This window comes from Serratia sp. 506_PEND, assembly GCF_001076875.1.
In the GTDB taxonomy this organism is placed as follows: Bacteria; Pseudomonadota; Gammaproteobacteria; order Enterobacterales; family Enterobacteriaceae; genus Serratia; species Serratia marcescens.
The window spans coordinates 1-10,600 of sequence record NZ_JVEL01000018.1; the positions used below are offsets into that span (position 1 = coordinate 1).

General features: G+C 63.4%; 10 protein-coding genes. 6 read left to right on the plus strand and 4 right to left on the minus strand.

Features of this window, described 5'->3' with window-relative positions; genetic code table 11:
• Positions 1-5: 5 nt before the first annotated feature.
• Positions 6-788 (plus strand): 4,5-DOPA dioxygenase extradiol, encoded by a 783-nt coding sequence (gene ygiD / locus ADK28_RS00590; RefSeq protein WP_028127592.1) that lies wholly within the window; start codon positions 6-8, stop codon positions 786-788.
• A 48-nt stretch (positions 789-836) separates the two neighbouring features.
• Here the strand turns inward: ygiD and ADK28_RS00595 are convergent, their stop codons facing one another.
• Positions 837-1,997 (minus strand): glutathionylspermidine synthase family protein, encoded by a 1,161-nt coding sequence (locus ADK28_RS00595; RefSeq protein WP_016930148.1) that lies wholly within the window; start codon positions 1,995-1,997, stop codon positions 837-839.
• Between the two features lie 3 nt (positions 1,998-2,000).
• Entirely contained in the window at positions 2,001-2,663 is a 663-nt protein-coding gene (locus ADK28_RS00600; protein WP_004937226.1) for a DUF1190 family protein, read from the minus strand.
• Positions 2,664-2,731: 68 nt separating this feature from the next.
• Between ADK28_RS00600 and ADK28_RS33280 the strand changes: the two genes are divergently transcribed.
• The 5 genes from ADK28_RS33280 to dhaM all read left to right on the plus strand — a co-directional run bounded on the left by ADK28_RS33280 (position 2,732) and on the right by dhaM (position 7,322).
• Complete coding sequence (locus ADK28_RS33280) at positions 2,732-2,863, plus strand: hypothetical protein (protein ID WP_255411660.1); 132 nt, start codon at positions 2,732-2,734, stop codon at positions 2,861-2,863.
• A 152-nt stretch (positions 2,864-3,015) separates the two neighbouring features.
• On the plus strand, positions 3,016-4,116 hold the full coding sequence (locus tag ADK28_RS00605; RefSeq protein ID WP_033639362.1) for a glycerol dehydrogenase: 1,101 nt from the start codon (positions 3,016-3,018) through the stop codon (positions 4,114-4,116).
• 51 nt (positions 4,117-4,167) lie between these two features.
• Complete coding sequence (gene dhaK, locus ADK28_RS00610) at positions 4,168-5,238, plus strand: dihydroxyacetone kinase subunit DhaK (protein WP_033639363.1); 1,071 nt, start codon at positions 4,168-4,170, stop codon at positions 5,236-5,238.
• Positions 5,239-5,247: 9 nt separating this feature from the next.
• A complete protein-coding gene (gene dhaL, locus ADK28_RS00615; protein ID WP_048794611.1) occupies positions 5,248-5,880 on the plus strand; it encodes a dihydroxyacetone kinase subunit DhaL in 633 nt (210 codons plus the stop codon).
• Positions 5,881-5,891: 11 nt separating this feature from the next.
• On the plus strand, positions 5,892-7,322 hold the full coding sequence (gene dhaM, locus ADK28_RS00620) for a dihydroxyacetone kinase phosphoryl donor subunit DhaM (protein ID WP_048794612.1): 1,431 nt from the start codon (positions 5,892-5,894) through the stop codon (positions 7,320-7,322).
• Here the strand turns inward: dhaM and dhaR are convergent.
• Together dhaR and tolC are read right to left on the minus strand one after the other, a co-directional pair.
• Positions 7,319-9,268 (minus strand): dihydroxyacetone kinase operon transcriptional regulator DhaR, encoded by a 1,950-nt coding sequence (dhaR, locus tag ADK28_RS00625; RefSeq protein ID WP_048794613.1) that lies wholly within the window; start codon positions 9,266-9,268, stop codon positions 7,319-7,321. The two genes, dhaM and dhaR, sit on opposite strands and share 4 nt — an antisense overlap.
• A 151-nt stretch (positions 9,269-9,419) precedes the next feature.
• On the minus strand, positions 9,420-10,600 hold a 1,181-nt coding region (gene tolC / locus ADK28_RS00630), incomplete at its 5' end, for an outer membrane channel protein TolC (RefSeq protein WP_048794614.1).

Consider the following 10,600-nt stretch of genomic DNA (forward strand, 5'->3'; position numbering starts at 1 on the left):
CCTCTATGAACACCTCTCGTATGCCGGCACTGTTTCTTGGCCACGGTAGCCCGATGAACGTGCTGGAAGACAACCGTTACACCCGGGCATGGCGTGCGTTGGGTGAGTCATTGCCGCGCCCGAAGGCGATCGTGGCGGTTTCCGCGCATTGGTATACCCGCGGCACTGCGGTCACCGCGATGGAAAAACCCAAAACCATTCACGACTTTGGCGGGTTCCCGCAGGCGCTGTTTGATACCCGTTATCCGGCGCCAGGCTCTCCCGCACTGGCCGCGCAGCTGCAGCACATTCTGGCGCCGGTGCCGGTAACGGCGGATCTCGGCGAGTGGGGGTTGGATCACGGCACCTGGGGCGTATTGATCAAGATGTATCCCAATGCCGATATCCCGGTGGTGCAGCTCAGCGTCGACGGCACGCAGCCGGCGGCTTACCACTATGAGCTGGGCCGCAAACTCGCGGCGCTGCGGGATGAGGGCGTGATGATCGTCGCCAGCGGCAACGTGGTGCACAACCTGCGCATGGTGAAATGGCAGGGCGACACCAGCGCCTACCCATGGGCGGAATCGTTCAATAACTTTGTCCGGGATAACCTGCGTTATCGGGGCGATAATCACCCGCTGGTGGATTTCATGCGCCATGAGGGCGCGGCGTTGTCGAATCCGACGCCGGAACACTATCTGCCGTTGCTGTATGTGCTTGGCGGTTGGGATGGAAAAGAGACCATCAGCGTGCCGATCGACGGTATCGAAATGGGGGCGCTGAGCATGCTGTCGGTACAGGTGGGGTAAAGAAAGAACGCCAGTCAGAGACTGGCGTTTTTGCTTTCAGCGGGGCGATCAGCCGAGAATAGTGTGCGGATAGAAGCGCGACAGATCCTGCGTGATCAGTTCGCGATCTTCGCGCAGGCCGATGCCGCAGGGTTGATCGTTCACCAGCCAGCTGCCGATCAGCGTGTAGCTGTCTTCGAACTTCGGCAGTGGATGGAACTGCTGCACGATCATGCCTTCTTCACCGTACGGCCCATCGACGCGCGCCACTTCCTGACCGTTTTCGACGATCTGGATATTGGCGCCTTCCCGCGAGAACAGCGGTTTGGTGACGTAATGATCCATCGGCGGATGATCGTCTTGCGCGAAATAAGCCGGCAGCAGGTTAGGGTGGTTCGGGAACATTTCCCACAGCAGCGGCAGCAGCGCCTTGTTGGAGATGATGCTCTTCCAGGCCGGCTCCAGCCAACGCACGCCGGCGTCTTCCAGCTTGGTGGAGAACATCTCGCGCAGCATGAATTCCCACGGGTAGAGCTTGAATAGGTTACCGATCACCTGATCCTGCAGATCGGTGAACTGGCCTTTCTCGCCAAGGCCAATCTCTTCCATGAACAGGAATTCGGTCGGCAGACCGGCTTCCTGCGCGCAGTCCTGCAGATATTGCACCGTGCCGCGATCTTCTTCGCTGTCCTGGCAGCACGCCAGGTGCAGCAGGCCGAAGCCGTGGTGCGCTTTCAGCTCGCCGAAACGCTCGATCAGCTTCTCCTGCAGGCTGTTGTACTGATCCGATTGCGGATCCAGCTTGCCGGCATTGATCTGGTCTTCCAGCCACAGCCACTGGAAGAAGGCCGCTTCATACAGCGAGGTCGGCGTATCGGCGTTGTTCTCCAGCAGCTTCGGCGGGTTGACGCCGTCGTAGGCCAGATCGAGACGCGAATACAGCGACGGCTGGTTGGTGCGCCAGGAACTGCGCACGAACTCCCAAGTGTGTTTCGGGATGCAGAACTTGGCCATCAGCTCGTCGCTGCCGACCACTTTTTCCACCACCTGCAGGCACATCTGATGCAGCTCGGCGGTAGCGCTTTCGATCTCTTCAATCTGCGCCAGCGTGAACTGGTAATAGGCGTCTTCACACCAGTACGGCTCGCCGTACATGGTGTGGAAACGAAAACCGAACTCGGTCGCTTTTTCACGCCAGTCCGGGCGCTCGGTAATAGCAATACGTTTCATGCATCAACCGCCCATGCTGCGAGAGCCGGAGTTGGAAGTGGCGCTGCTGCGCTGCATGCTGGTCTGCTTGGCCACGGTCTCGCCGAAACCACCGCGGGTCACGGTATTGGTGACCGCAGGCTTCGGCGCCATGGCGGTTTTCGGCACCGTCATGGTGCGGCCGCCGGCGGTGGCCGGGCCGTAGCTCTTGCCGCTGGCGTCGACAAACTTGCCGTTCGCCGGGCTGGCGGCGTTCTTGGAGGTGAACAGCGGCTGCTGCGCGAAGCCGGAACCGCCCATCAGGCGGCCCATCATATAGCCCGCCATCAGCGGCATCCAGAAGCTGCCGCTGCTTTGTGATTCCGCCGCCATGCCGGCCTGTGCCGGAGCCTGGGTACACTGCGCTTCGCCGAACTCGGCGACGCAGTCTTCGCGAGTGGCGTATTTCGGCGCGGTTTTCGCGGCTTCTTTCAGGGCATTGTTGTAGGCGGTGGTGCACTGCTCGCTCATCGAAGGATTGGCGCGCGAACAGTCATCGGCATTCTGATACAGGGAGACCGTTTCATCGCTCTTCTCGCAGCCGGCCAGCATAAAGACGGCGCTGATCGCCAAAGCCACGGGCGCGACACGGTAGCTGCGCCAGGATTTGCGGAACGTCTCTTGGTTGATGTTTTTTGTCCGTTTCATCGTTATCAATCCCATCATGCGGGCTGTTTTCGCCCTTTCCCAGTAGTGGCGCTAAGGATAGGGGAAACATGGTCAAAATTAAAGCTGAAACGCCCGCAGAATCGACTCTTTACGCAGTTATACGTTGGGGTGTGCGCCAGTTCGCTTTCGCGGCGAAAAAACGCGCGTTGGCGTTTCATCATGAAACGTTGTCGCTATGATGATGTTCCATAATGGAACAAAAATCGCGAAGCTCGCCAGGCGGGCGGCAGGCGCTCATAGTCGAAGCACAACAACAAGCCGGCGGCGAAGTCGGCGCGTCATCACCTGATATCTGAACGTACCATCGCCAACTCCCTACAAGGATCCGGTTATGTTGAGAATCATCCAGTCACCAGGCAAATACATTCAGGGCGTCAATGCGCTGGCCGCCGTCGGCGAATACGCCAAATCCCTCGCCGACCATTATTTCGTGATCGCCGACGACTTCGTGATGCAGCTGGCGGGCGACACCCTGATGGGCAGCCTGCGGCAGCACGGCGTGAAACATCATGCGGCCCGCTTCAACGGCGAGTGCTGCCGTAAAGAGATAGACCGGCTTGGCTGCGAGCTGCAGACCCACGGCTGCCGCGGGGTGATCGGCGTCGGCGGCGGCAAAACGCTCGACACCGCCAAGGCCGTCGCCCACTACCAACGGCTGCCGGTGGTGCTCATTCCCACCATCGCCTCCACCGATGCGCCGACCAGCGCGCTGTCGGTTATCTACACCGAACAGGGCGAATTCGCCGAATACCTGATCTACCCGCGCAACCCGGACATGGTGGTGATGGACAGCGCCATCATCGCCAACGCGCCGGTGCGCCTGCTGGTGGCCGGCATGGGCGACGCGCTCTCCACCTATTTCGAAGCGCAGGCCTGTTTCGACGCCCAGGCCACCAGCATGGCCGGCGGCAAATCGACGCTGGCGGCGCTCAGTCTGGCGCGGTTGTGCTACGACACGCTGCTGGCCGAAGGGGTGAAGGCCAAGCTGGCGGTCGAAGCCGGCGTGGTGACGGAAGCGGTGGAACGCATCATTGAGGCCAATACGTATCTGAGCGGCATCGGCTTCGAGAGCAGCGGGCTGGCGGCGGCGCACGCCATTCACAACGGTTTCACCGTGCTGGAGGAGTGTCACCACCTGTATCACGGCGAAAAAGTGGCGTTTGGCACTCTGGCGCAGCTGGTGCTGCAGAACAGCCCGATGGCGCAGATTGAAACCGTGCTGGCGTTTTGTCATGACATCGGCCTGCCGATCACGTTGGCGCAGATGGGCGTCACCGGCGATGCGGCGGCGAAGATGATGGCGGTGGCCGAGGCCAGCTGCGCCGCGGGTGAAACCATTCACAACATGCCGTTCAAGGTCACCCCTGCGGGCGTGCAGGCGGCGATCCTGACGGCGGATAGGCTGGGCGCCGCCTGGTTGCAGCGTCATTGATACCGTTGGGGCGCGGTGCGCCGCGCCCCTGTTCTTACAGAGGAAACCATCGTGAAAAAACTGATTAATCAGGTCGAGTCGGTGTTGGAAGAGCAGTTGCAGGGGCTGGCGGAGGCCCATCCCGAGCTGCTGGTGCACGCGGATCCGGTGTTCGTGACCCGCGCCGACGCGCCGGTGGCGGGCAAGGTGGCGATCTTGTCCGGCGGCGGCAGCGGCCATGAGCCGATGCACTGCGGCTTCGTCGGTGAAGGGATGCTCGACGGCGCCTGTCCGGGCGAGATTTTCACCTCGCCGACGCCGGATAAAATGTACGAGTGCGGTCAGGCGATCGACGGCGGCGCCGGGGTGCTGCTGCTGATCAAGAACTACACCGGCGACGTGCTCAACTTCGAAACCGCCACCGAGCTGCTGCACGACAGCGGCGTCGCGGTGGCGACGGTGCTGGTGGATGACGACGTGGCGGTCAAAGACAGCCTGTTTACCGCCGGGCGGCGCGGGGTGGCCAACACCGTGCTGATGGAGAAACTGCTGGGCGCCGCCGCGGTGCGCGGCGACGATCTGGACAGCGTGGTGACGCTGGGGCATCGCATTAACAACCACGGGCATTCAATCGGCATCGCACTGGGCGCCTGTACCGTGCCGGCCGCCGGCAAGCCGTCGTTCACCCTGGCAGAGAACGAAATGGAGTTCGGCGTCGGCATTCACGGCGAGCCAGGCATTGCGCGCCGCCCGTTCACCACGCTCAACGCGGCGGTGGACGACATGTTCCATACGTTGATCGACCACGGCCACTATCAGCGCGCGATCCGCGTCTGGGATCGTCAGCAGGGCGAGTGGCGCGACGAAATGCAGACCAAGCAGCCGCTGACGCGCGGCGATCGGGTGATCGCGCTGGTCAACAATCTGGGCGCCACGCCATTGTCTGAGTTGTATGGCGTGTACCATCGGCTGGCGGAGCGCTGCGCCGAGGCGGGCATCATCATTGAGCGCAACCTGGTGGGTTCTTATTGCACCTCGCTGGATATGCAAGGGGTGTCCATCACGTTGTTGAACGTGGACGACGAGCTGTTGTCCTTGTGGGATGCGCCGGTGAAAACGCCTGCGCTGCGTTGGGGTTGCTGAGGAGGAATCATGGCGTTGACCAAACAACAGGTTGTCGATTGGCTGATGCGTTGCGGCGAGGTGTTCAGCCGGGAGCGCGATTTTCTGACCCAGCTGGACACCGAGATCGGCGATGCCGACCACGGTTTGAACATGAATCGCGGTTTCAACAAGGTGGTGGAAAAGCTGCCGTCGGTGGCGGACAAGGATATCGGCTTTATCCTGAAAAACACCGGCATGACGCTGCTGTCGAGCGTGGGGGGCGCCAGCGGTCCGCTGTTCGGCACCTTCTTCATCCGCGCGGCGCAGGCGGCGAACGCCAAGCAGAGCCTGGATCTGGCGGAGCTGCATCAGGTGATGCAGGAAGGGGTGGAAGGCGTGGTGATGCGCGGCAAGGCGGAGCCGGGCGACAAGACCATGTGCGACGTCTGGTGGCCGGTGGTGGAAAGCCTCGGTCAGTCCGCGCAGCAGAACCTGAGCGTGTCGGAGGCGCTGCAGCGCGCCGCCGACAGCACCGAGCGGGCGGTGGAGAACACCATCACCATGCAGGCGCGCAAAGGGCGGGCCAGTTACCTGGGCGAGCGCAGCATCGGCCACCAGGATCCCGGCGCCACTTCGGTGATGTTGATGATGAAAACGCTGGCCGAGGTCGCCGGCAGTTAGCAGGAGGCGAGATGATTAATATCGTGGTGGTTTCGCACAGCGCGTTGCTGGCGCGCGGCGTTGAGCAGTTGGCGCGGCAGATGATGCGCGGCGACGGCTGCAAACTGGCGCTGGCGGCGGGCGTGGATGACGAGCAGCATCCGATCGGCACCGACGCGGTCAAAGTGATGGAGGCGATCGAAGCGGTCGCCGGCGGCGACGGCGTTCTGGTGCTGATGGATCTGGGCAGCGCGCTGCTCAGTGCCGAAACCGCGCTCGATCTGCTGGATCCGGATCTGGCCGCCAAAGTGCGGCTGTGTGCGGCGCCACTGGTTGAAGGCACGCTGGCGGCGGTGGTGGCCGCCAACTCCGGCGCCTCGCTGGAGCAGGTGGTGGCGGAGGCGCAGGGGGCGCTGCAGGCCAAACAGGCACAGCTGGGCGAGGCTTCACCGACGGCGAAAAGCGTGGCCTTGCCGCTGGCGCAGGGCAAAAGCGCAACCTGGACGGTGCAGAACCCGCATGGGCTGCATGCGCGCCCGGCGGCGCGGCTGGTCGAGACGCTGGCGCCGTTCAAGGCCGAGCTGGTGCTGGAGAAGCAGGGGCAGTGCGTCGATCCGCGCAGCCTCAATCAGCTGGCGCTGCTGCAGGTGCGTCACGGCGACACCGTTCGCCTGATCGCCGACGGCGCGCAGGCGGACGAGGCGCTGGCGGCGTTCAAAGCGCTGGCGGAACAACATTTTGGCGAGACGGTCTCCGAGCGGCAGCAGCCTTCGCTGCACGGTATCCCGGTGGCGGAAAGCGTCACCAGCGGGCCGGTGTTTCAGGCCCACAGCTTCTGGCCGCCAACCGCCGATCGGCGTATCGGCGCGGACGAGGTGCTGGGCGAACAGCAACGCCTGCGGGAGGCGTTACAGCACACGCTGAGCGATCTGAACCGGCTGGCGGAACGCACAGGCACGCTGATCGGCAAGCCGCAGGCGGCGATCTTCGGCGCCCACAGCATGCTGCTGGACGATCCGGATCTGCAGCAGGCGGCTTACACCTGCATCGCGCAACAGCTGTGCAGCGCCGAGCAGGCCTGGCGGCAGGTGCTGGAGGCGATCGCCGAAGAGTACCGCGAGCTGGATGACGACTACATGCGGGCGCGCGAATTGGACGTGCGCGACATGCTGCGCCGCACGCTGTGCCATCTGCAGAGGCTGCCGCTGCCGGTTATTGCGCTCGCAGAACCGTCAATATTGGTGATGGACGAACTGATGCCTTCGGAGGTGGTGATGCTCGACAGGCGGCTGGTGCTCGGCATCTGTCTGAGCGGCGGCAATGCCCTGTCGCACAGCGCCATTCTGGCGAAGGCGATGGGCATTCCGATGGTGGTCGGCATGCAGGATTGCCTGAGCAAAACCCGCAGCGGGCAGAAGGCGATGCTGGACGCCGCGCGCGGGGTATTGCAGCTCAGCCACTAAGCGCGCAGCTTGAACTGGCGGATGTCGATCCCGTGCTGTTTGATCTTCCGCCACAGCGTGGTGCGGCCGATGCCCAGCAGCTGCGCCATCTCCGTCACCTGGCCGCGGCTGACGGTCGCCGCGCGCAGGATCGCCTGGCGTTCCATGTCCGTCAGCGTCAACAGCGGCGCGCCGGGCTGCGGATCGCTTTCCAGCAGCGACGGCTGGCCGAGCAGGTGCGCCGGCAGATCCGCCAACTGGATGTGGTGGCCGTGGCAAATCATCGCCGCGCGCTCCACCACCCCTTTCAGTTCCAAATCGTTGCCCGGCCACAGATAAAGCGCCAACTGGGCCATTACCTCGTCATCCACCCGGAAGCGACACTGAAAATGCTGCTCCAGCGTGCGCAGATGGTGTTTGACCAGCAGCGGAATATCGCTCAGCCGCTGGCGCAGCGGCGGGATCTGGATCTCGAACGCCTGCAGGCTGTAAAACAGCTGGCGGCGGAAGCGGTTTTGCTGCACCAGCAGCGGCAGGTCGGCGGCGCTGCCGGCGATGACTCGGACATCGACCGGGATCACCCGGCTGGAATTGAGGCGGATCACCACGCCGGTTTTCAGCACCTGCAGCAGCGCCGACTGCATCTCCGCCGGCAGGTATTCGATCTGTTCGAGATACAGCGTGCCGCCGTTGGCCAATTCGAATTTGCTGAGCTGGCCCGCCTCTTCTTCGCTGGCGTCGCTGCCCAACAGTTCACGGAGCCCCTGCGCCTGCGGCAGCAGCTGGCAGTTGAGGGCGATATACGGCCCGGCGGCGCGTTCGCCGGCGTTGTGGATAGCCTGGCTGAGTAGCTCTTTGCCAACCCCTTCCTCTCCGCGCAGCAGGATCGGATGCTGGCCCTTGGCCGCCTGCTGGCCGTAACGGATCAGCCGCCGCATTTCCAGCGAGGCGGAGGGCATTTGCTCGAAGCTGTGGCTGACACGCCCCAACTGGCTGCTGACGTACTGGCGCAGCCGCTCGAGCGGGTGCAGCAGGGCGATGAAACTGCAGCGATCGCCGTCGAAAATCGGCTTTAGCGTCAGCAAAGCGGCAATAAACTGCCGCTGGCTTTCGAAGGTGACTTCGACGTGTTGCAGCGGCTGCCGGTCGGCGATGGCGCGCTTGAGCAGGGCGGGCAGCGTCAACAGCTGCGCCAGCGGTTTGCCCTGGCTCTGCTGTTCGTCCAGCTTCAGCAGACCGGCGGCGCGCTGGTTGATGTATTGCAGGTAGCCGCGGTGATCCCAGGCCATGACGCCGTCGTCCACGCCGTCCAGCAGGCCGTAAAGTTGATTCAGATGGCGGTTGGATTCCGCCAGCAGGCTGTCGGCGTTCAGCGAGTTGCCGATTTCGCGGGCGATGGCCAGCGTCAGCGACAGATCGCCGGCGGCACAGTCGGCCAGCAGGCAGCCCAGCGCGATCGAGCCGCGCTGGCGGCCGCTGTTGTCGTAGACCGGCGTCGCGCAGAATGACCAACCGTGCAGCGCCCGGCGCACGTGCTCTTCACCGCTCACTCGTACCGGGTGGCCTTCCGCCGCCGCCAGCGCCGGAGCATTGGTGCCGATCTGCCCCTCGGCCCAGTAGGCGCCGGGGGCGAACCCCAATTGCTGCAAAAGCTCCCAGGTTTGGGCGTCGCCGCAGCGCCACAGCATGCAGCCGCTCTCGTCGAAGATCATCAACAGACAGCGACGCGGCTCCATGTATTCGCAGGCGTCTTCCAGCGCCGCCTGACCGAGCGTCAGCAGATCGTTCTTGCGGCGGCAAATCGATTCGAAGGTGGCGCCCTGAGCGCGGTGCGGTGCTTGCCAGACATCGGGTTGCATCAGGCTGCGGCAGCGCAGCCAGGAGGCGTACACCGCCGGCGTCGGGCGCAGCGGCGGCGGCAATTCGCCGTCGTTAATCAGACGCTGCCAGCGTGAATCGTTGTCCATCGAACCTCATCCAGACTGCGAAAACGAGAGTGATGATGATACCACCTGACGCGGCGGCGGCTGTGAGGCGGCGGGCAGAAGCGGGGAAAATCGGGAAAAAAAAAACGGGGCGCGGCGCAGGCCGGACCCCGTGTTTGTCAGCGTGCGCGCATCAGTTGCGGAATGGGTTGCCGCTGTTGCGAGCCGGTTGGCTGGTGGTAACGGCCGGCGCGGATGCGCGAGTGGCCGCCGGTGCCGGCGCCGCAGTTTGTTGCATCGGCGCATTGTCCTGATAGCCGTCCGCATAGGCGTCCTGCGCGCGATTCTGCGGTGCGACGGCGTCAGGCGCGGTCGATACCGGTTTGCCCAACGCGCCGTTCAACAGCAACAGATCGTTCTGGTTCAGCGTGCCGAGCGCCGACTTGATGTTCAGTTGGTTGATCAGATAGGTATAACGCGCGTCGGACAGCTGACGTTTGGCGTTATACAGCGTGGTGGTGGCGTCCAGCACGTCGACGATGGTGCGGGTACCGACCTGATAACCGGCTTCCATCGCGTCCAGGGAGCTTTGCGCGGAGATCACCGCCTGTTTGTAGGCGTTGATGCTGCTGATCGAAGCGTTAACGTTGTTGAACGACGAACGCACGGTCTGCACCACGCTGCGGTGTGAGCTTTCCAACTGCTCGCTGGCGCCGACGAAGCCGTACTGCGCTTGTTTCACCTGCGAATTGGTCGCGCCGCCGCTGTACAGCGGCAGGTTGAAGCTCAGACCCACTTTGTTTTCACCGAGGTCTGCGTCGCGCGTGGTGTTGCGTGAGCCGCCGTAATTGTTGTTGGAGATCGCCGTGGAGGCGCTGAAGTCCACTGTCGGCATATAGCCGGTCTGCGCGGCGCGGATCTGTTCGCGCGCCAGATCCTGGCTCAGGCGGGCGGACAGCAGGCTCAGGTTGCGCGCTTCCGCTTCTTTCAGCAGGTTGTTCACCGCTTCCGGGCGCTGGGTGCTGAAGCGATCGGTGTTCAGCGAGGCCAGCTCGGGGTAGAAGGTGCCGGTGACCTGACGCAGCGTTTCCAGCGCGTTGTCCAGATCGTTGCGGGCGGAGACTTCCGCCGCCAGCACGGTGTCGTAGTTCGAGCGGGCGTTCTGCACGTCGGTGATCGCCACCAGACCCACGTTGAAACGCTGGGTGGTTTGATCCAGCGTGCGGTACACCGCGTCTTTCTGCGCCTGGGTATAGGACAGCGTATCGATCGCTTTCAGCACGTTGAAGTAAGCGGTCGCCGTGTTGAGAATAAGCTGTTGCTCAGCGGTCTGGAAGGTGACGTCGGAGATGCCGGCGGTCTTTTCCTGCAGCG